Genomic DNA, 23,335 nt, shown 5'->3' on the forward strand with positions numbered 1-23,335 from the left:
AAACCTGAAACCTGAAACCTGAAACCCGAAACCCGAAACTAACAAACCCATATAAACAATAATCATTAATACCACCAAGCCTATGCCACAATAAACACTCCCCTTTACAAACCACTCCAATAATTATGAACTTTCCTACGGCGTGTATGGCTATAACGGCCATATGTGTATGCAGGTTTGCTATGTGCTGGAACCAGGTATTTTAAAGTGCTTTCGGATAACAAGGCCCAATAGAGGGACTATATAACGGCCCCCTCCGAAAGCCCAAATGCCCCCGGTCCGCCCCCCAAAAAAAAATTCCCCCCTTGAGGGGGGCCAGGGGGGTGTAACCCTAAAACCCAAAAGAAAAATATGAAAACATAACTACACCACAAACCACCCAAAACCAAAAAAGAGCCTCCTAAGTTTCTGTTGGCGCATACACTTAGAAGGCAGTAGTCTAACAAAACAACGTTTTATTAAAACAGGACAAAATTATGAAAAATAATTGGGTTAAAGCATGTATAACCATGACGGTACGCAGCCTTATTCTCGGTATCTGGATATACTCGGCGATGGTCTTTGCCTCCAAAGGCTCCGGCCAGAGCATTCATAAGGTCTATATCTCCGTAGACCTTAAGGAGGTTACTGTGGCCGCATCTTTAACGGAAATAGAGCACAAGACCGACTTTACCTTTTTTTACGGGCAGGAGCTGGTTAATGAGATCCGACAGAAGGTTACCGTCAATGCCGATAACCAAAGTGTGGCGGATATCCTGGAGCAGATCACGAAAGCTACGGGGCTGACCTTCCGGCAGATCAACGGGACTATAGCGGTCAAAAAAGAAGATCCTCCCGCTGCCAAAGGACCACCTGGCAAAGAAGCTTCTGGAGAGGAACAGCAACGGGAAGTAAACGGTACTATTACCGATGCCAATGGAAACCCGGTAGCCGGAGTAAATATTATCATAAAAGGCACCAACAGGGGCACCATTTCCGACCCGGATGGTAGTTATACCATTATGGTTACAGACACGGATGTGCTTACTTTTTCTTTTATAGGCTATAAAACCGTAGAAAAAACGGTAGACGGGCAAGCCTCTATAGATATAACATTACAGGAAGATATAACCGCCCTTAAAGAAGTAGAAGTAAATGCAGGCTATTATAAAGTAAAGGAAAGAAACCGTACCGGGAGTATTTCCAGGATTACTTCGGAAGATATACAGGATATACCCTTTACCAACCCATTGGAGGCTTTAGTAGGGCGAGTACCGGGGGTTACTGTTTCAGCCAGTGGAACTCCCGGGACTTTTCTGAAAGTAAGGGTTAGAGGAGAGAATAGTTTGAGGTCTATAGATGGAGAATCTGTTCCCGGTGCTCCTATAGGTTTTGCTGCGGATGGGGGAATACCTTTATATGTTATAGACGGAGTGCCTATGAATTCTACTTTTATCAATTCACAGGTATATAGCGGAGGACTTGATCCGCTGGCGAATCTAAATCCGGAGAATATAGCGAGTATAGAGGTGCTAAAGGATGCCGATGCCACATCCATTTATGGTTCCAGGGGGGCCAACGGCGTAATACTGATCACGACGAAGAGAGGCCCGGAACAAAAGGCTACGGATTTTCAATTTAGCTTGTATAAGGGGATTGGAAAGACTACAACCCATGTGGATTTGTTAAACACCGGGGAGTATTTACAAATGCGACACGAGGCCCTGGAGAATGATGGAATTGACCTGGAGGCGCAACATCCATTTATTAAAGCTATCGTTTATCCGGATCTTACCTTTTGGGACCAGGAACGGTATAAGGATTGGCAGAAAGAGTTACTTAACGGTACTTCAGAAATTACAGACCTGCAGGCCAATTTTTCCGGCGGTAGCGGAAATACCACTTACCGCTTCGGGGGGTCCTTTCATAGAGAAGACCTGGCCAACCAGGGCGATTCCTATTTCGCCCGGGGTGAAGGCCACTTTGCCATCAGTCATCGTTCGACAGACAACCGTTTTAGTACAGGGATGACGGTAAATTATGGCTTTAACAAACAGGATCTACAGGGAGGTGGCTTAACGAACACTCTTTGGCTCCCTCCTAATGCACCACCCTTATACGATGAAAACGGACAACTGAACTGGGCGGTCCACCCCGAAACCGGGCAAGCTACCTGGAATAATCCTTTGGCAGCACTAACGGCTATCAAAACCTCGGATAACCGGAACCTGGTAGCCAATGCCAACCTGGGTTACCGGCTGTTATCTCAGTTGGAATTCAAGCTAAATCTCGGGTATACGGAGAATAAGGGAAAAGAAAATAGTCAAAGCCCTATGACGGCTTTACCTCCTGATCAACGGTATAACCCGGAGACCGGTCAGGGAACCCGGCCTTCTTCTAGGTTTGGGTATACCCGGAGACAAGGGATAAACATAGAACCACAAGTGGAATACCAGGTAAAAACCGGGCAGCATCGATTTGATGTACTCATAGGAGGGGCCTATCAGGAAAATGAAAATGAGACACTTTTTATACAAGGTTCAGAATATACAACAGATACCTTTCTGGGCTCGCTACAAGCAGCCGGACTTGTAACCACACAGGTTGATAACAGGGGAGAATATCACTATATAGCTGCTTTTGGGCGTTTGGGATATCGTTTTAAGGAACGTTATATCCTTAACCTTACCGGGAGAAGGGACGGTTCTTCCCGTTTCGGGCCGGGCAAACGTTTTGGTAACTTCGGGGCTATAGGAGGCGCCTGGATATTTTCGGACGAACCGGGGTTACGACAAAAGTTTCCTGCACTGAGCTTTGGTAAGCTTCGCGGTAGTTATGGGACTACCGGGAATGACAATATCGGGGACTATTTATTTTTCGATTTATACGGTCTTTTCAATAGAAATTACGAGAATAATATGAGTCTTACGCCCAGGCAACTGTTTAATCCTGACTTAAACTGGGAAAAGACCCGAAAGCTGGAGGCTGCCCTGGAACTGGGTTTTTTCGATAACCGTATTATGCTGGAAACCTCCTGGTACCGGAACCGTTCTTCCAATCAACTTATTTTTCGCCCCCTGCCTTTTACCAGCGGTTTTTCCGGGGTGGTAGATAATTTCTCGGACGCCGAGGTACAGAATTCGGGCTGGGAATTTATGGTAAGGGGAGAGCCGGTACGCCGACCGGATTTTGGCTGGAGCGTTTCCTTTAATCTGAGTGTTAATCGTAACAAACTAGTAGCTTTTCCAGGGATTGAAGATTCCCCTTATGCCAAAATATACCAGGTGGGAGCTCCCCTTTCTATACTGCGATTGTATACTTCGTTGGGGGTAGATCCTGAAACCGGGGTGCATCAATTGCAGGATATAGATGAAAATGGAATCATCAATGACGAAGACAAACAATTCAGCAATGCTTTGCAACCGGACTTTATGGGGGGGCTTAGCCAACGGTTACGCTACAAGGGCCTTGAACTTGATATGTTGTTTCAATATAGTCGCCAGACCGGGCGATATTTTCCACCAAACATGCCCGGGTTGAGGTCTAACCAGCCTAAAATAGTTTTAAAACGTTGGCAACAACCAGGAGATATCACGGATATTCAAAGGTATTCAGCCCAGGCCTTAACCGGTTCTTATGTCCAGGTACAACAAAGTAATGCGGATATAGAGGATCAATCCTTTATCCGACTCAGGACCCTGGGTTTATCCTATCGTTTTCCCCAACCGCTAATTAAACGTATAGGCGTCAAGCAACTGCGTTTGTTCGTAAGGGGACAAAACCTGTTGTTATTTTCCAAAGCCAGGGTTCCGGATCCGGAAACCGGTTACGGCACCCCACCGCTTCGAATGTTTACTACAGGTTTGGAATTAACCCTATAAGTTTTAATTATTATACTCAAAAGATATGGATTTAAGGATTTTATATAAAAGAGGACTCTTTTGCCTTTGCCTGGTATTGGGGCTTTGGAGTTGTGAATCTGCACTTGAACTGGAGGTGCCTACGGAAACCTTTATGGATAGACAAACCGTATTTTCAGACGGAGAAGGAGCTGAAGCGGCGGCAAGGGGCATGTATACCCAGATGGTTACTTCAAACCATACGTTTTATGCACATGCTGCTACGGGTGGTTTAGCTATTTTGGGCGGAATGTCTGCGGATGAACTCGTCCATCCTACCCAAGTCTTTCCCGATTTGGTGCAATTTGAACAAAATGCCTTGATGGCGGATAACAATGCAGCTAATGAAAAAGCATGGCAAAGTCTCTATCGGTCGATCTATTCGGCGAACACACTAGTGGAGAACCTGGAAGGCTCCGGTTTGGATGAGGAGCTGGTGGAGAGATTGCAGGGAGAGGCCCTGTTTATACGGGCTTTCTGCCACTTCTACCTGGTCAATCTATTCGGGGATGTACCCCTGGTGCTGACCAGTGATTTTAAGAAAAATGCCGATATTCCCCGCACCCTGGCAACTGAGGTGTACGAGCAGATCGAGGCGGATCTGTTACAGGCCAGGGAGCTATTAAACTGGAACTATGAAGGAGAACGTACCCGCCCCAACAAAGGGGCTGCAACAGCCTTGCTGGCAAGGGTATATCTCTACATCGAGAACTGGGAAAAGGCCGAGGATATGGCTACGGAAGTCCTGGAACAGACACAGCAATATGAACTGGTGACGCTGGAAGAGATTGTACGCGCTAATAATCGGGAAGCCTTGTGGCAATTCCATATATCGAGTACTTCACCGGATGCATCTACTCCCGATGCAGAGAATTTTCAAGATTCTTTTGCATATTTCTATAACTCGCTTCGTGAAGGATTCCCAGATGCTTTTGAAGCTGGTGATCGCAGAAAGACAATATGGATTAATCAACACGCTACAGGAGTTTGGATGGCCAGTAAATACAAGAGGACTTTAGGGAGCGGGTTACCACTAGAGTATTCTACGATAATGCGCCTGGCAGAGGTTTACCTTATCCGTGCCGAAGCCCGCGCCCAACAGAACAATCTAACAGGGCCGAATAGCGCAGCGTCTGATCTTAACGAGATTCGCGGACGCGCCGATTTGGGAGGCACCACGGCGACCACAAAAACTGATATGCTGAATGCCATAATGCAAGAGCGTAAAGTGGAACTGTTCACGGAATGGGGCCATCGCTGGCTGGACTTAAAACGTACCGGCAAGGCTCTGGATATTCTGGGACCAATTAAAACCGGGCTAACAGGAGACGACCTGTTATGGCCCATCCCGCAAAAAGAGATCAATAACAATCCGGCCTTAAGAGGACATCAGAATCCCGGCTATTAAACCGGTGTGAGTGCAAAAAAGCTTGGCGAAAAAGTCCCCTCTTGAGAGGGGATTTAGGGGAGTGTTATGTTATGTCTTTAAAAGCTCGCACCCAATAATGGCCCGGTCGCTGGTCAAAAATAAAGAATGAGGTAGCCCCATACGAAAGTGGCCACTGAAATAGCAGAATTAGAATACAATGACTGCCCGGGAAGTGAGTGATGGGCTTTTCAGCAAAATAATACTGATGGTTGATTGCTGATCGCTGTCCCGAAGGTGTCCCTTTGGGAAAAGCTTTATTAAACTTTCCGGACATTTCTTTACAATAAACATAAACAGATGGAAAAATTAGTTTTAACTCTTGTTTTACCATGGTGCTTGCTTCTTATGGCTTGCCAGGCTCCGGCTCAAGACACACCTTTGCCCATGGATCCCCAACTAATCCGGGGAAAACTTGAAAATGGATTTAGCTACTACATACGGAAAGTGGAAAGCGAGAACAGCAGGGGTAAAATACAGATTGGTTTGGTGGGCCGTATGGGAACCTGGTTGGAAGACGAGAAACAGGATGGCCTGGCCCATTTGATAGAACACATGGTTCTCGCTTCCAATAGCTCCCGTTTTAAGGAGGCAGGGATGCATTGGCGCCTGGATGCAAGTATAGTAGAAAATGGCGAGGCATTTACCGGTCCACATATGATTGAATATTGGGTGACTTTAAAACAGGCAGCCCTTCTACATGAATATTTGGAGCGTATGCGTACCCTGGCCTGGGATCCGGTGATCTTGGAAAACCTGCTAGATACTGCTAAAGTCAATGCTTGGGGGAGGAAGACGATATTGGAAGAGATACGGGATTACAGGCGCATTGTGCCGGAAGCGGAAATGGATTACCTAATGTTTGGGAGGGCAACCGGGTATGGATTGGAAAATGGTGGATTGGAACGGGAGATCCGCAACATTGAGACCTTTGATGTAAGAGACCTTCAACGGTATTATAAAGACTGGTACCGCCCGGATATGGAGACCCTGATCGTCGTGGGGGACATCCCGGACGTAAAACAGCTTGAAACCCGTATCCGTGCCATGTTTTCCGACCTGGAGATGCCGGAAAACCCAAAGCAAAAGTCTTTTAAGAAGTATTTGAAGGGACTTAATGTGGATTTGCCCGGAACAACAAGGGTACTGTCGGTAAACAATCCGTATAAAGATAAAAAGGAAGGCAGGTTTTATTTTTTAGAACCCTCAACGGTAGTGGAACGTTCACAATTCAGTAAACAGCAGTATAAAGAGAGTCTGTTGCGTTCGATCTATCAAGAATTAGTTAACCAAAGATTTAGCCGTTTAACCTCCACGCATCGTTATAATGCTTTATTAAATGCAAATGAAAGGCCCTCATTTTCTTTCCGGACTTTTCTGAATGCGGACATGGCCTATTATAAAGTTTCCATTCCCATTGAGGGTCATGGAACATTCAGCAAAGCACGGTTGAAAGCCATCTATACCGAACTGGAGCGGGTCGCACGCTATGGCCCTACCGAAACAGAGCTTAATTTAATAAAAAAAGAACGGCTACAAAACGTGTCGGAAGGGACCATAGAGGTCAGATCGTATACAGCTGACATACAAAATTATTTTATATACGGAAATCCTGTCATGGCTCCAAGGGACAGGTCTGATCTTTTAAAACGCCAACTATCGGATGTTACTGCTGCCGATATACAGAAATACGCCCGTTCCATAATGGATCTGCCGGACCAGGTGCTGGGTTTCTTTCTACCGGAAGGGGAAAGTCCGGAAGGACTACCAACAGCTCAAGAGCTAAAAGTCTGGTTGGAAGAAGTGCACAAACAGGATATTCCTCCTTGGAAAGAGAGCGATTTTAAGGTGCCGGAAGCATTATTAACACAAAAGGAGATCAATCGGTTAGCTACCGATATTGCCTATAAGGAAACCAAAATAAAAACGGAAGGTGCTACCCGATTACAACTAAAAAATGGAGTGACTGTCATTTTAAAATCCATATCAGACTTAAAACTCCAACCTGGCCAATCGGATATCGCATTAACCGGGATCAGCAGCATTACAGCTTCGGACTTTAAGCAACGCAAAGATTATGTAGATGCCCTGAAATCAGCTTCTTTGGTACAACACACCGGTGCTGGGGAATTTAACAAATTTGACTTGGAACGTTATACCAGCCAAAACAAGCTTAACCTTTCTTTTGGGGTAGGTTCAGACCGGACCACTATATCCGGTAGTGCACCGGCAGGAAAAGAAGAACAGCTATTACAACTCCTTTACCTGTATCTTTCCCGACCCGGAAAGAGTGAAGAGGCCTTTCGGGATTGGCTGCATCGGGAACAGGAAAACACAAATAATGATCAAAGTACAAATCTGACCGAAGATTTTTTTAGTAAAGCAAAAAAGCTGGTAGAGGGAGAACAGCAGGAATATATGGAGGAACGCCCTGTATCCGGGGAAGAACTGTCCCGGATTGATCCGGAAAGCGCTTATCAGCGTTTTCAACAGTTGTACAGCCAGGGGAACCTTACCCTGGTATTTACAGGGAATTTTAATAAAGAAACGATGATACCGCTTTTACAGCGTTACCTGGGAAATCTTAAGGGCAAAGCCCCGGAAAAGAGCGAACTAAAAGAAGCTGTGCCGGAAGTAAAAGAAACGGCCATGTCTTCCCCGTTTAAAACAGGCGTGGACACCACCTGGTATCATAATCAAGAAGATAAATTTTATGTATATATGGGATGGTCTGGTAAGATCACACAGCCGGAAGACATCCTGAAGCTGGAGCTATTGGAAAGTATGATTGGTAACGAGATGGTGGGAACAACATTTAAGCTGGGTTTTTATCAACTCCTGAAACCCTCATTTATGCGCTATCCCGGCGACCACTTTGCTTTTTTTGTAGCATCCAGTGAAACCGGTGGGAGGGAAGTCGCAAAGAATATGGAAAACATGGTCAGAACAATTGTGGCTAAATACAGGCAGACTCTGGTAAGCAAAGAGGAACTGGAAAACCGTAAGGAAGCGCTTAAAAGCAAATACAAAAACGGCTATGCCTGGGAATCTCAGAGTCCTGCAGGCATGGGGGCTTATTTGCTTGAAATAGAACAGGGAAACGCGGGACCCCGTACAGAGGCCCGTCAACTGTTGAAAATGCTGAAGGAAATTAATCCTGAAGCTGTGCGGGAAACCGCAAAGAAATACCTGAGCGAAGAAAAAGTAAACCTTATTCGCAGCTTACCGGAAAAGGACTCGGACCACCAATAGGAAGTAATCTCACAAAGTGAAAAATATATTATTAAATGAGGAATACTATGAATAGAATAGCAGGGAAAGTAGTGGGGCTATGTACCCTGATGTTTATAATGGTCTGTATATCGGCATCAGGACAGGATACGACAACCTATAAAATGCCGGAGATCTTTACAAAGATGTTAAACAATCCCGGTTATCAAATGGATGAGGTGGATAAAATAGCTTATGAACATCACTGGGAGTGGTTTGGGAAAAGAGCACCTGATTGGACAGCAGTAAGAACGGAATTTTCACGGAAATATCCGGAAATGAATATTGACAGTCTGACGCACAGGGCGCGGTTTATTTACTTTCATATCCTCGTGGGCGAACATGGCCGGGAAGAAGATCAAAAAAACAGGGTAAAGGAACTGGCCTACCTGGCCAATACTTATGGAACCGGGTGGGATCCTCATGATTTGCTCTCCTATGCCGGTTCCGTAATAAAGTTTGATTTTGGTTATGATGCGGATGCCTTTCGTTGGATTCAAATGGCCCTGGAAAAAATTAAAAAGATGCCCCAGGTCCATACACCGGAATCCGGAGGGTACTATATAGAAGCAAAAGCTTCCACCTTGGCCAGTATACTGGCCAAAATGGGGCGAAAGGAAGAAGCCTTGAAATATATTGCCGAAGCCTTACCCTTTTACTCGACAGATGGTCTCTATTTGGAAATGGATGGAACTTATGGACAAGGCTTGTATAAGAAACGAGCCATGAGCAACCTGTTTGAAGTTTTGGCGGACCGGGGACGGTGGCTGGGAATTGATCAAAAGAAGGTACTTTATAAAGGAAAGGTGAATTTTAAGGAAGATAAACGGTACTGGCATGAGTTGCGTGATAACTACCTGAAAAAGGAGTTCCCGGCAAGAGAGGCAGATAGTCTCATGTATATTGGAGCCGAATTTTATTATAGAACCTATGTACAGGATACAGTAGCTTGGGCAAAGCCTTTTGTGGAATACGCAGAAACCTATGGTAATGTTGATGCACAACATAAAAACCAAAATGCATGGGAATTGTTTATAAAAAGTAATCAACCGGAGATACTGGAGAAGGCCCTGGAATGGAGCAAGGAAACCCTGGGAAAAAAAGATGATCCTAATCGATATGCCTACCTGGACACCTATGCTAACCTGCACTATAAACTGGGGAATACCGCGGAAGCTTTGGAAATGATAAATAAAGCCATTGTCCTGGCCCCGGAGAATCAGAAAGCCGCCTTTGAAGAAACACGGGAAAAAATGAGGAAAGGAAAAAAAACATGGTAATGAATATATTTATATGGAAAATATACTGCTTTTGTCTTGTTTTTTGGGTGGGTGGTAGTCTTATTTATGCGCAGCAAAATCAGGACAGTATCCCAAATAACTGGCACCTGTTGGATTGGAAAGAAGATGGGGTATATGGTATCAGCATAAAACGAGCCTACCGCGAGTTGCTGGCTGATAAAACCGGCGATACGGTCTTAGTGGCAGTTATAGATACGGGTATGGATACCTTGCATACGAACCTTCGCACGGTATTGTGGCGGAATAAACGGGAGCAGGGAGATGATGAAGACGGGAACGGTTTTAAGGGAGATTTTTCCGGCTGGAATTTTTTAGGAAAGATAGAAGATGCTTCCCTGGAATATAAACGTACCTATACCCTTCTATTACCAAAATACAAAGGAAGATCCCCTGGGGATATCCGCAAACGGGACAAGAGGGAATATATGTTATGGAAAGAAGTGCAGCAAAAGGTCATGGAAGATTCGCTAAGGAATATAAATGGCATGAAAAAAACGATGGCCCAATATAAAGCGGCAGATCAAAAAATCCGGGAGACCCTGGGAAAAGACTGCTATAGCCGTGAAGACCTGGAGAAGCTAAGGGATACAGAACTGGCGGAATCCAACCTTTATCGTGAACTATGGTACGGTAAAAGGTTTAACACTAACAAGGAACTTTTGGACGAGGAGAAATTGAGGTTAAATAAGATAGAGGAAACTTGCTATTATTGTATCTATATCCAAAATGATCAGCAAAGAATTGAACTCCGCGGGGCTGATGAAAACAATTTCCAACAGCAGTATTACGGGAATAATAATGTGATGGATATATCCGGACACGGAACTCATGTAGCCGGGATTATTGGGGCAGCTTGGGAAAACGGACTGGGTATAAAAGGGATTGCAGATAAAGTGCAGCTTATGGCTGTCAGGATTTTGAATATAAGAGATGATGAATTAGACAAGGATGTGGCATTGGCCATTCGTTATGCGGTGGATAATGGGGCGAGGGTCATCAATATGAGTTTTGCCAAACAGTACAGCCCTCACCAGGAGAAGGTGGAAAAGGCCATCCGATACGCATTGAAAAACGATGTGCTGCTGGTCAATGGCGCCGGGAATAACGGGGCAAATATTGATACCGTGCCGTTCTATCCGACTTCCGGGTACCTGGGGAAAAACAAACGATTTCCCAATATGATCACCGTGGGGGCAAGTGGCCCGGTGCGGAAAGATCTTATTTTCAATGTGTCCAATTACGGCCCGGAAAAGGTCGATGTATTTGCCCCCGGGACAGATATCTATAGTACCGATCTCGGGGGGACTTATAAAAAACGGAGCGGCACCAGTATGGCCTCGCCTGTAGTCGCAGGATTAGCCGCCGTCTTACGATCGTATTTTCCACAGTTATCGGCTAGGCAGGTGAAGTATATCATAGAAAAAAGTGTTACACCCATTGACTTTCCGGTAGCCCCTCCTTATCCGTGGCGACAAGAGGTAGAAGAGGTAAGCATGAAGGATTTATGTAAGACCGGGGGGATTGTAAATGCGTATAAAGCCATACAACTGGCAGAATCCCTTACTTCGCGAAAAAAGAAATAAAACAGGTGGTGGAAGAGTTCCTATATTCTTTAATAGGATAGCCATGACCTGCAACAATATTGAAATAAAAACATTTTATGTATAGTTTTATTTTGAGAAGTTTAGTTCTCCTGGTCTGCATTAACACAAGTGCACAAACAGCCCAAAAGAATGCTTCCTGTTACTGGCAACAACATGTGGACTATAACATGGCGATAGACATGGATGTGGAGAACTACCGGTATACAGGGAAGCAGGAATTGGTATACACCAATAATTCCCCCGATACATTAGACAGGGTTTTTTATCACCTGTATTTTAATGCCTTTCAGCCCGGTAGTGAAATGGATCATCGTTTACAGGCCCTTTCACCCTGGGATAAACGGATCAGTGAACTACAACCGTATGAAACAGGGTATATAAAAGTACAAGCCCTAACCCAGGATGGAAAAGCGGTAAACTATAAAATCAAAGGTACCATCCTGGAGGTGAGCCTTGCAAAACCTGTAAAGCCCGGAACCACTACAAAGTTGATTATGGATTTTAGCGGACAAGTACCTGTTCTGGTAAAAAGGGCCGGGAGGAATAGTGATGAAGGCGTAGTGCTGTCTATGACCCAGTGGTACCCCAAGATGGCCGAATACGATGTTGAAGGCTGGCATTCCGATCCTTATCTCGGCCGTGAATTTTATGGCGTATGGGGGAATTTCGATGTGAAGATCACTATTGATAAAAATTATATCCTGGGCGGAACGGGATACCTCCGGAATGCCGCTGAAATAGGATATGGCTATGAAAAGAAAGGAACAAAGGTAAAGCGGCCAAAGGGGAAAAAACTTACCTGGCATTTTGTGGCCCCCAATGTACATGATTTTGCCTGGGGGGCAGATCCGGAATACATTCATGATGTACTGGAAACACCGGGCGGCACTACACTGCATTTCCTGTATAAGAACGATCCTGGGATTATCGGAAACTGGAAAAAACTCCAGCCCGAAACCGCAAAGTTTCTGGATTTTTATAACGCGAATATAGGGCCTTATCCATGGAAGCAATATTCGGTGATACAGGGAGGGGACGGGGGTATGGAATATGCCATGTGTACCTTAATTCCCGGAAAGGGGAGTTTTGAAAGCCTGGTGGAAGTAACCGCCCACGAACTGGCACATGCCTGGTTCCAGCATGCACTGGCTACCAATGAATCCGAATATCCCTGGATGGATGAGGGGTTTACGACCTTTATTACCGATATGGCCGTCAATGAGGTTATGGGAAAAAAAGAAGCCAATCCTTTTAAAGGGGTTTACGGACAGTATTTTGCCCTACGGGGTTGGGAACAACCGCTAACGACGCATGCCGACCGTTATGCAACGCAAAATTCCTATATATTTTCGGTATACGGGAAAGGTGCCGTATTTCTGGCGCAATTAGGGTATATCATGGGCCAGGATAAATTAATGAAAACCCTGCGCCGGTATTATAAAGACTTTAAATTTAGACACCCTACGCCCAACGATTTTATATGCATTGCCGAAAAAGTATCCGGGTTTCAGCTCGACTGGTACCTTACGGACTGGACAAGGACCACGAATACTATCGATTACGGTATAAAAGAAGTGCTTGAAGAAGGTGACAAAACTAAAATAAGCCTGGAGCGTATCGGACTAATGCCTATGCCCGTAGACCTGTTAGTGACGTATAAAGACGGTTTCCGTGAAAGTTTTTATATCCCCTTACGTATGATGAGGAGCGTGAAAGAAAATCTTTACCCTGACCTGGAAAGGACCGTACTTCCTGACTGGCCCTGGGCTAATTCGACCTATGATTTTACCATCAACAGATCGAAATACGAGATCAAAACAGTAGTTATAGATCCGTCAGGGCTTATGGCCGATGTGGATAAGGCGAATAATAAAATAGCATTATGATATATATACCGCTTCCATTTTACATTATTGATCTCCCTTTACCCATTGGAAGCAATAGGGATTGTTTAAAAAGAGGAGATATTTTGCTAAAAAGGTCCTTTTTATCTTGAAAAAATATTGGATATCTAAGTAAAAATATAGCGTTCTAAAAATGTGTTCTGATCGATGCAAAAATAGTTAAAAGAAAAGGCCGTCCTGATTTTCTTAAGAACGGCCCTTTCTATAGATTGGGACTAAATTTTTTACTTAATCAGATTTTTTGCATTCAATAAATATCAATTATAAATAGTCCCATAACGAATAGAATGCTATCAGTTATTACTATACGCCAACCCTTAACGAAGGTCTGAAGGACGTACCTGCAGAATTGTTGTCTGAGGAACTGCGTCTACTGGTGTAGCTGGGTTATCTCTCCGAAGTTGATTAGCACACAGGGTTTCGGGAGCAATGTACCCGGGGCCCTGATAGCCAATAACATTGGTAAGGATGCCACTTACAGGTATTCTTACTGTACATTCAAATGTACCCTGGTCATGGCAATATACATTCGTCGGGACACATTTCCAATTTTCATCTTGCAAATTTACTTTACCCCTGACATGAACTTGTTCGTGGATAAAGGCTGAGGCCACGGCACTGCCAATGGCAAATACCAGTATAAGGCCTCCCAATAAAAACTTCTTACTTTTCATAATAAAATGGTTTTAAGATTAAACATGATTTGGCCTACTTTGGTTTATCCAGGTGTTCGGCTTGGTCCTGGGCTCTTTTACCGGTAAAGAAAGAGTGTATTATTATCTATTTATTTCTGAATTATCTAGTTTTTAGGATATAGAAAATTATCAATATGTTTGTGTATAATCTGTTCTTATATAATCTGCTCCGTATTTATTACTTCGCTTTCACGATAGTAGGGTCAGGTGAGGGGATATCCGGAAGCCTATAGGCCACAAGATATTGGTCGTGTATGGCAAGCAACCGGTTTTCGGTGACTTTAAAGTTTTTAATACTATTGTTTTTATATCTCGGCAGGTAAAAACTGTGTTGATAGTCTCCCGTGTTGATATCGTAAAGATCTATGACGACCTTTTTTTTAAACTCTTCTTTATCTTCATTCTTGGCCAGTAGTGCAGACTGTACAAAAAGATAGTTTCCGGATACGGCACTCATTTTTTGGGTCACTGCGGGCTGGGAGGTGAGGGTATAGGAATTATCAGATTCTATTTTATCTACCTTTACCCGCGCAATACTTATGGTATCCAGGGTGTTATGCCTGTGAAGCAGGTTTAGTTCCTTATCCATAACCATAAACTGGTTGCGGTAGCTATAGAGGTAAACGACTTTTTGTAGTTCTTTACTATAGTGCAGCATACCGCTTACCGAGAACATGCCTTCTGCCTGGCCCCGGAGGATATTCGTATTCGGTTTAAACTGCGGTTCCTTTTCCTGTAACAGGGCCAGTGCATAAGCCTGCTGGCTTTTGCTAAAGTAACGTATGGCAAAAGTGGAGGAATCTATAGATACGGCATCGGTATAGAAAGCCAGGCCGGATAGATGGTGCCTGGCCCGCCATTCGCCAACCTTTCCTTTCATCAGGGCGGGATGTACCCCATGGGTCATATAAAAATATGGTGGGTCAACTTCGGTCTTGAATATTTTTGGAGATACCACACTATCCAGTTCTTCCAGGTGCAAACGTATGTGCTGGGTATCTTTTAGCTGCCGGTTCATTCGCACCAGGTGTATCGGGTTGGTGTAATTGCTGAGAAATACCTCGTCTTCCGTAAGCCCGGAAATATAATAGGAGTTGACCCCCAAATCCAGTACATTCTGTGGAGTTAGCGTTTTTTCAGCTATAAAGTCCCTGGAAAAGCTGCCCCGGTAGATCTCCCGGTTACTTAATGGGGAAAGCGCATACAGGCTTACGAGTGCCAGTACTATACATAAAGTGCTGAGCAGTAGAAGGATCAGGCGTTTTTTTTCGTTGTTTTTCATGATTCGGGGTATATGGGATTAACAGTTTTTTCTTGAAAATTTTAAGCCATAACATATTTTCCGTAGGGTTCTTTACGATCGGTATACAGGAATATGCCAAGTATGGCAAGCAGGGTAAACCCTATGTTAAAAATAAGGTGCTCCGTCCAGCCCATATTGTTGAGGATACCCCCGCAGGAGCAAGGTACGTGAGGGCTGAAGTTCAGCACAATAATAATATAGCCTGTAAACGCAAACATCAGGCAAAAGGAAGCATAGAGCCCCGTAAGACGGAAACGGGGGATAAAGAGCAATACCGCTACCAGGATCTCTGCCAGGGGTATTCCCCAGGCGATCCCCTCCGCAATTTTTGCTAATAAAATTGATTTGGACAATTCCACATGGAACTTCTGGTAGTCTATCAATTTGTTAAGGGCTGCGTATAAAAACAGGAACATAAATAAATAGCAGATAATTTCAACAACAATAGTCCTTTTTTGTACAAAAAAACGAGGTATGGCTAAGATTATACGTTTCATTTTTATAGTTTTTTTAGTCCCGGAGTTTCGGAGTTTCCGGGTTTATGGTTGCATGTTACAGGTTACAGGTTTGGCCTTTGGCCTTGCCTGAATAAGGTTGCTTTTTTCGGACCTTTCAAGCTCACTAAAAGATGGATATAAAGACATGATACGGAGCATGCCATCATCCGGTGGGCTTTTTCACGGAGGAGGTATAAAAGTGTTAAAGGAATTACAGCAAACCGTAAAAAGGCCACTGTTTTCTTTTCGGGTTAAAGAGATTGTAGGTTTCATCGTGGGTAGCTTTGCAGGTTATTATATTGTTTCAGGTCTTTTTTATTTTATACATGGAGCCCTTTAGTTAGGGGCATAAGTATGTCAGTTTTACAGGTATAAAATTATAAGCTTAAAACAGGAAGCAGGTAGGGGGTTTTGATACTTTTGGTAGGGATTTGTTGTTTATTGGGACGGGAAACATCCCTCTGTCTCCAGCATCTTCCCTTACTTCGATAAATTCAGTAACCATTATTCGGGCTCCTCTACTCCGACTTCAGTTTATCCTGAACTTGTCTTTTTGTGCTTGGTTTGGAGTGAGCTGTTGGGTATGGGACAGGTTTTTGGGGTTATCGCTTTAAATATCTCTAAAAATCAGGGTGGTACGTTTCTAATTAAACACAATACATATATTTTTCACAGATGTAATAACGATTCCTACATAAAGAATACTTTTATACAACCACGCAATAAGTCCTTATCCTAATAGGGGATATCTCTGTTAAGGACCTCATAAACGGGAACCAGAAGAATTGCATTTTGTGCGGAAACATAATTCTGCCGGAGGGAAATGGTACATTGTGTTTCCGAACTGAGATATCCCGGACCCTGGTAAGCCAAAACATTGGTGAGTATACCATTTATAGGGATTCTCACAACACATTCGAACATACCCTGATTATCATCACAATGAGAAACATTATGGATCGGCACACAGGCCCACTTTTCCGGGTAGATTTCTGTTTTACCTATAATATGGGGCATTTCATAAGCAAAGGCAGAGGCTATGGCGCTGCCAATGGCGAATACCAGGACTAAACATCCTAGTAAGATTTTTTTGGTTTTCATAATAATATGGCTTTTGAGATTAAAGATGGTTTAACTTACTTTAGCGCTTAGGCTTACTTACAAATTTATTTTCTACCAAGAGCGAAGATCTGTGGGGCGTACTTCCAGGATTGCTGTCGCAGGAACTGCATCTACTTTTTCAGGGGAATCTCTCCGAAGTTGAAAAAGACATATATTTTCGGGAGCAATGTACCCGGGACCTTGATAACCAATGACATTGGTAAGAACGCCGCTTACCGGTATTCTGACTACACATTCATAAGTACCCGTGTCGTGACAATACACATTAGTCGGGACACATCGCCACCCATTTTCTCCCAGGTGTACTTTTCCCCTTACATGAACTAGTTCGTGTGTAAAAGCAGAAGCTACGGCACTGCCAATGGCAAATACCATGATTAAGCCTCCCAATAGGATTTTTTTGGTTTTCATAATCATATGGTTTTAAGATTAGATATAGTTGGTTTTTTGAAGTATTTACTTTATAGTTTTTTTATTAATGAGGAGCACTCTGTTTGGTATTATCTAACATCCCATGGCCGTACTTCATAGATAGTTTTTATAGGAATTGCAGGCACTATTTCAGAGGTAGATCGCCTAAGGGGAAGGATACAGTATGTCTCCGGGCTACAGGCTCCCGGTCCTTTATACCCCCGAACATTGGTATTTACACCGCTTACAAGTATATTCACTACACATTCAAACGACCCTTCCGTATCACAAAATACATTGGTCGGCACACATTGCCACTCCTCCGGGTTTACGTATACTTTACCCCTGACATGAACCCGTTCGGGTTGAAAGGAAGAAGCTATTGCACTGCCAACGGCAAATACTAGTATAAAACTTCCTGCTAAAAATTTCTTGGCTTTCATAATAAAATGGTTTTAAGATTGGATATGGTTGTTTGTTCACTTTGGTTTATTTCGTTGTTCGGTCTGGTCCAGGTTCTTTTACCGGTAGTAAAAAGGTATGTTGTTACAGGTTTCTCGGTGAAGAAGTAGACAGGCTGTGCCAGGAAGCTTCCGTTACTTTATCAGAAACGGGAGTTATCCCGGACGGTAAACAACCGGTTTTTAATGACTTTAATATCTGTAAGCCTTCTTCCTATCCGGAAAATACAGAACGTTCGGTTTTATAGAATAAAATTAAAATGTACAAAAAAGAATAGGGTACGGAGGGGACGTATTTTTGGTATGTAAAATCCGTATGTTATTGTTTGGCCAGGGATGGACTGGAGGGTTCAGGGTTCAAGTTACAAGTTACAGGTTCCAAGTTCCAGGTTCCAAGAACAAAGCGAGGCGGCTGAGTGTTCCGGCTCCGCCGGAATGTATCGAAGCCCCGGGTTCCGGTTTTGAGTTATAAGCGAAGGCGACTGAGTTTCGCCCAAAGGCGGAAGTATATCGAAGCCCAACCCCCAACTCCGAGCTTCCAGCTCCGAGCTCCCAACTCCCCAACTAACAATCGCCCCGGAAGGAGGCGGAACGGCCTTGGTGGTTATTACGGGATTGAATAATAACCTAACGGGCAATCTGCAAGAAGATGGAGATGGGGCCGTTCTGCCTTTGTCCCGGAGGATTGCGCAAGAGAAGCTACAATTAGTCATGAAAAAGTCAATATTTGTTTTAGGAATATATGTGTCCAGATTGTTTGTTTCCTGATTTTGTAAACGCTGTAAGGCAAGGCGGAAGGAGGAGCGGCCCGAATGCTGTTACCTCAGGCAGCAGCACCCACCTAAATCTACCCCTAGATTATAGAAGAAAAGGACCATCCCCACCTGCGCCTTGTATACTTACATCGCGTTTGGTTTGAAAAATTACATTTAAACTTTTATTCTTCCTGTCCGGGCCAGGTTTATTTCCCGGAAACTTGTAGTAAAATTAGGAGGTATGCAGGGGAAAGCGGTAAGGGGTTTTTATACTTTTGATACGGAGAAGCCTTTTATGAGTTTTGGAGTTCGGAGTCCCGATATATATTGGGATGGAGCCGGAGGGATTATTTCTTTGTTGCAGGTGGCTGGTTACAGGTTCCAAATTACAGGTTGCAGGTTGTTCTAAGTTACAGTTACAGTCGGAACGAAGGGGGCTGAGTGTCCCGGCTCTGCCGGGATGTACCGAAGCCCCGGGTTACAGTTACAAACTTAGGTTCCTGAGCCCTTCGATAAACTAGGGATACCCGCCGGACGGGCAGGAACTAAAGCCGAAGGGCACTCTCCGTTTTTTCCCTCCCTTTAGGGTTGGGGTAAGGAAAAAACGCACCCTATCGATTGATAGGACTCTTCTTTTTACCGGAACTCCCCGTAAACAAAAATAAATCCCCTCCTGCAACGGGCACCCTGAAGGTTAAGCAGATCTGTTCATTTTTTTGACTCTTTTTTAGGCGCCCCTCTTGTGATGAACCTGCCTGCCGGAAAGGCCGGGAGGGGTGGACCGCTTTGCGGGACGGGGAATTTTGACCGGCCCGGACTTTGGCGTATTTGCCTTAACGTCTGGGAGTGCAACCTGCAACCTGAAACCTGCAACCTGTAATTTGGAACCTGCAACCTGGAACCCGGAACCTGGAACCCGGAACCTCCAACCTCGCCTTGTTCCTCAAATAAACCCTTTTTCCTTTGCCTTAAGGATCAGTTCCCGGTCTTCCCCGCTGCGTATGTCAAATATTTCCTTCAGGTGTCGTTTGCGTTTTTCTATGGCAGCGGTGGACAGGGGAAGTATGGTGGACATGGTCTTCATTTTGGTGCCCAGGGAAAGCTGGTAGAGGAGTTGCCGGTCTATTTTGTCCAGCAGCAAATCGCTGGTGACATACTGGCGCAGGGACTGTACCACTGTTTTACTGTAATAGGGCGGGGCGTGCATGAGGTGCCGGATGGCGGTGACGAGTTCGTCCGGGGTAATGTCGTTCTTGATCAGGAATCCGTCGGGATTAAGGCTTTCGAAGATGCTGTGTATACGGTAGTTATCGTTAAAGGTAGTGGAAATGACGATTTTGGTCTCCGGGGACACTCTCCGTATTCTCAACCCCAGGTCTTCCCCCGAAATAATTTCGTCGGCCTTTTGGGAGGGGGGCAGGTGGATATCGAGGAAAGCGATGTCGATAGGGTGGAGGGGGGAGATATGATCAAGGATGTGCAGGGCTTCGTCACAGGAATGGGAGGTGACGATATTAAACTCTAGTTTGTCCTCGTTGCGGATGTCTTTGAAAGCGTTTTTATAAGCGTCGGTAATCAAAGGATGGTCGTCCACCAATACAATATTATACTGTTCTTTTTTCATAGTGACAGATTTTAAATGGGAATGGAAACCGTGAGGACGGTCCCCCGGTCTTTTTGAGAATGTATGTGAAATGTTCCCCTGAGCTTCCGTATACGCGATTGCATATTCTTTATCCCGATACCTTTATGGCGTTTACGGGGATTAAAGCCTATGCCGTTGTCGCGTATGGTGAGTTGAAGGAGGTTGTTTTTTTTCCGTTGAAATTGCACCTCTACCAGTGTGGTCCCGGCGTGTTTAATACAGTTTTGCAGGGCTTCTTCGATAACCCGGTACAGGTTTACCTTGATAACTTCATCGATATCTTCCCAGGCGATGGAGTCATCGTGTACCAGCCTGTATTTAAAACGCCCCGTATTGGCCCGTTTCTGGACCAGCTTTTCTACTATAAATATAAAATTGAGCGGGTAGGTATCCGGTTCGTTCCTCAATTCGTGAGATGCTTCCCGGATATCTCTTTCTATTCGCTGGAGTTCCTGCAGGTAGTAACGGTGTTTCTGCAGGGAGTCCGGGTCGCCCTGTAGTTTCAGGAATCCCCAGTCGATACGTATGGCAAAGAGGTCGCCCAGGATACTGTCGTGCAGCTCTTCGGATATCCGTATTCTTTCCTGGTTGCGGCCTTCCTGTAGTTTGGCCTGTTGTTTTAAGGAAAGCAGGTAGATCTGTTCATTGGCTTTTTGCTGCAGGTTTTCCATATGGAGCAGTTTGTTCCGCGCAAATTGACGGTTGAGGATATACAACAGCAGTAACAGGAGGACCAGGGCAATGCCAACGGTAAGTATCCACATTTTTTGGGAGGACAGCTGCCGGGTCTTTTCTATATACTGGTCCGTTTCGTATTGTATGCGCGTAAATTTGTCCCGGGTACGGCGTTCCTGTTCCTGTATGTCGGTGCTCAGCCGGATATACTCCTGCAAATATTCAGGGCCATTTTCGCGGTCTGCACCGGCGAGAAAAAGCAGGGCCGATAGTATATCCCTGTTGTTCCGGATCTTCCGGGCCAGGTCGTAGGCTTCCCGGGCCAGGTCCCGGGCCCGGGCGGAGTCGTTATACTTTATATAATACCGGGCCAGGCGGAGTTTGCCCAGGATGATCCCGGAAGTGTTGCGCCGGTCTTCCCATACGCGCAGAGCCCGGTAAAAGTCCTGCGGGAGTTGTGTGGTATCGCTATCGAGAAAGCGGCTGAAGGCCCTGTTTTCCATAAGCCTGGTGTAGAGTTCCACGTCGTCGGATTCCAGCCCCGGCGTTTGCAGGGCTTCGTTAAAATAATACAGTGCTTCTTCCTGGTTTCCCTGTTTCTGGTAAATCAGGCCTATATTGTTCTGGCTGTCCTGGAGGAATACGGACTTATCGTCCATTTTTCCCAGGTAATCCAGGGCCCTTTTGTGATAGGTGATCGCTTTATCGTATTCTTTCAGTTCTTCGTAAACCACACCCAGGTGATTGTAGCAGTTGTAGAGCTGTTTATACCGGTCTTGTGGCTGGAAGCGGGATATGGCCTGGAATAATAATACCTCGCACCCGGTGTAGTCTTTTATGCGTCCCCGGATGTAGGCCATATTGTACAGCATTTTACCGGAATAGTAGGTGTCCCCGGTGTCTTCGAAGAGTTTTTGGGCCCGGTGGTAATGATAATATGCACTGTCGTAATTTTCCCTGTCCAGGTAAAAGGCGCCGTAATTCCAGTGTGTATCCGCTATACCGGCGGTATCTCTTATTTTAAGGACAAGTCGCATAGCTTCCTTATTGGCTTTTTTAAAGAGGGAAGAGTCTTGAAGCAGGGAAGCCTGGTAAGCGATTTTGCTCAGGTATTCCTGTTTTAAGGGGGCTTTTTGCTGCAGGGCCAGGTTATATGCTTTGGCCAGGAATTGTCTTCGGGTATGGGCCATAGTATCCTGCCCGGCTTTTTTCAGCCAGGTGGCGATGCTGTCCTTTTCTGTCTGTAATTGCGGGGCCGGATGCCGGGAATTTTCACATGCGGAGCATATAGCTAATACAATAGCAAAAAAGAATATAGCATATGGGTATTTTAGTTTGCAGGTTTTCAAAATTCAGGCGTTTGGGGCAAGTCAAAGTTAATAAAAAAAGCCTTTAACAAATTTTGCTAAAGGCTTGAACAAAAAAATAGAAAAGAGACGGTCTCTTCCGTAGGGTATCAGTCCTTTTCGTTATCGGGCCTGATGCTCGAGTCGTTACCCGTAGAATGGGTTGACGGATCGGTCTGCGTATCGTCATCTTCGTTTACTGTTTCTATTTCGTCACCGGAGGCGATAGCGGCAGCAGAAACCATGGTAGCGGCCTGGGTTTCTTCGGGCAGATCATCGGGTTGGGTACAGGAAAATAAACAAGTGACAAATACGAGTAATACAGTGGTTTTAAGCAGTGTTTTCATTGTGCAAAATTTTAGATTCGACAAATAGTTTTCCCGGCCTCCCCGGGGAGGCGGTTCGTAATCCGGTTGTGCACAACGGAAGCATTGACAACAGTATGGGCCAATGCGCAGAAATCTGTTTTACAAGGCTAAATTAAGTGGTGTTCCGGCAATTTATGGCAGGGAGAAAGGGGTTGTTAGTGACCAGGGGAAATGTACTAGTGAAACCGTACTTTTTGAGAGGGAAATGAGGTAATGAGTATAGCCTAACTAACCTAACGTGAGTTTTCGATTTATATCGTAGAGCATAACAACTGGTTCATTTAATCCCAGTCAGGTCGAGCCCTTCGGTTACTCAGGACACCCGCCTGCGGGACGGGCAGGGACTAAAGTCGAGACCTCTTTGAGAGACCATTCGGACCAAAAAACCCTCGACTACTCCCGATAACCCTCGGGACGGGCCGACAGATACGTCATTACCAGTTTATGCGGTTGCCAAAACGTTAATTTTCGCAGTGACGCATTGATTTTGATTTGTGGTCTTTTGCCAATCCCCAATAACCATCAGGATCGGGAGGTGCCCCCTGGTTTTCGTGTAGGTATTTCTCATTACAAGCTCAAAAAAACGGTCGTTAAAGCAATCCCTTTGACACCGGAAGTAGTTGGTTAAGCGGCTCAACCATTCCCTTTAACCGCTTAACCGGTTACTTTGACGG

The 23,335-nt window shown here is 44.9% G+C and carries 15 protein-coding genes; 6 read left to right on the forward strand and 9 right to left on the reverse strand.

From position 1 onward, the window contains the following. Positions 1-476 precede the first annotated feature (476 nt). The 6 genes from ED312_RS09755 (at position 477) to ED312_RS09780 (ending at position 13,365) form a co-directional block, all read left to right on the forward strand. On the forward strand, positions 477-3,860 hold the full coding sequence (locus ED312_RS09755) for a SusC/RagA family TonB-linked outer membrane protein (RefSeq protein WP_123215825.1): 3,384 nt from the start codon (positions 477-479) through the stop codon (positions 3,858-3,860). A gap of 25 nt (positions 3,861-3,885) precedes the next feature. Beyond that, a complete protein-coding gene (locus tag ED312_RS09760; protein ID WP_123215826.1) occupies positions 3,886-5,286 on the forward strand; it encodes a RagB/SusD family nutrient uptake outer membrane protein in 1,401 nt (466 codons plus the stop codon). Between the two features lie 405 nt (positions 5,287-5,691). Then, positions 5,692-8,556, forward strand: a complete 2,865-nt coding sequence (locus ED312_RS09765; RefSeq protein ID WP_170164487.1) for a M16 family metallopeptidase — start codon at positions 5,692-5,694, stop codon at positions 8,554-8,556. A 47-nt stretch (positions 8,557-8,603) separates the two neighbouring features. Then, a complete protein-coding gene (locus tag ED312_RS09770) occupies positions 8,604-9,854 on the forward strand; it encodes a tetratricopeptide repeat protein (RefSeq protein ID WP_170164488.1) in 1,251 nt (416 codons plus the stop codon). Further along, positions 9,854-11,458 carry a S8 family serine peptidase gene (locus tag ED312_RS09775; protein WP_170164489.1) on the forward strand — a complete coding sequence of 535 codons (1,605 nt, stop codon included), beginning with the start codon at positions 9,854-9,856 and terminating at the stop codon, positions 11,456-11,458. Before ED312_RS09770 ends, ED312_RS09775 begins: the two co-directional genes overlap by 1 nt. A 77-nt stretch (positions 11,459-11,535) precedes the next feature. Continuing rightward, positions 11,536-13,365 (forward strand): M1 family metallopeptidase, encoded by a 1,830-nt coding sequence (locus ED312_RS09780; protein ID WP_123215830.1) that lies wholly within the window; start codon positions 11,536-11,538, stop codon positions 13,363-13,365. A 335-nt stretch (positions 13,366-13,700) separates the two neighbouring features. Here the strand turns inward: ED312_RS09780 and ED312_RS09785 are convergent, their stop codons facing one another. The 9 genes from ED312_RS09785 to ED312_RS09835 form a co-directional block, all read right to left on the reverse strand. Continuing rightward, positions 13,701-14,057 (reverse strand): DUF6520 family protein, encoded by a 357-nt coding sequence (locus tag ED312_RS09785; RefSeq protein ID WP_123215831.1) that lies wholly within the window; start codon positions 14,055-14,057, stop codon positions 13,701-13,703. 199 nt (positions 14,058-14,256) lie between these two features. Further along, on the reverse strand, positions 14,257-15,360 hold the full coding sequence (locus ED312_RS09790; RefSeq protein WP_123215832.1) for a hypothetical protein: 1,104 nt from the start codon (positions 15,358-15,360) through the stop codon (positions 14,257-14,259). 41 nt (positions 15,361-15,401) lie between these two features. Further along, complete coding sequence (locus ED312_RS09795; protein WP_123215833.1) at positions 15,402-15,878, reverse strand: MauE/DoxX family redox-associated membrane protein; 477 nt, start codon at positions 15,876-15,878, stop codon at positions 15,402-15,404. A 735-nt stretch (positions 15,879-16,613) separates the two neighbouring features. Next, entirely contained in the window at positions 16,614-16,979 is a 366-nt protein-coding gene (locus ED312_RS09805; protein WP_123215835.1) for a DUF6520 family protein, read from the reverse strand. Between the two features lie 72 nt (positions 16,980-17,051). Continuing rightward, positions 17,052-17,411: a DUF6520 family protein gene (locus ED312_RS09810; protein WP_123215836.1), complete on the reverse strand. Its 360-nt coding sequence runs from the start codon at positions 17,409-17,411 to the stop codon at positions 17,052-17,054. Between the two features lie 89 nt (positions 17,412-17,500). After that, positions 17,501-17,854: a DUF6520 family protein gene (locus ED312_RS09815; RefSeq protein WP_123215837.1), complete on the reverse strand. Its 354-nt coding sequence runs from the start codon at positions 17,852-17,854 to the stop codon at positions 17,501-17,503. A 1,716-nt stretch (positions 17,855-19,570) separates the two neighbouring features. After that, complete coding sequence (locus ED312_RS09825; RefSeq protein ID WP_123215839.1) at positions 19,571-20,251, reverse strand: response regulator; 681 nt, start codon at positions 20,249-20,251, stop codon at positions 19,571-19,573. A gap of 11 nt (positions 20,252-20,262) precedes the next feature. Beyond that, positions 20,263-22,296, reverse strand: coding sequence for a tetratricopeptide repeat-containing sensor histidine kinase (locus tag ED312_RS09830; protein WP_123215840.1), 2,034 nt, complete (start codon positions 22,294-22,296; stop codon positions 20,263-20,265). Positions 22,297-22,403: 107 nt separating this feature from the next. Next, positions 22,404-22,640 carry a hypothetical protein gene (locus ED312_RS09835; protein WP_123215841.1) on the reverse strand — a complete coding sequence of 79 codons (237 nt, stop codon included), beginning with the start codon at positions 22,638-22,640 and terminating at the stop codon, positions 22,404-22,406. Between the last annotated feature and the right edge of the window lie 695 nt (positions 22,641-23,335).

The sequence above is a fragment of the Sinomicrobium pectinilyticum genome, from assembly GCF_003725735.1.
In the GTDB taxonomy this organism is placed as follows: Bacteria; Bacteroidota; Bacteroidia; order Flavobacteriales; family Flavobacteriaceae; genus Sinomicrobium; species Sinomicrobium pectinilyticum.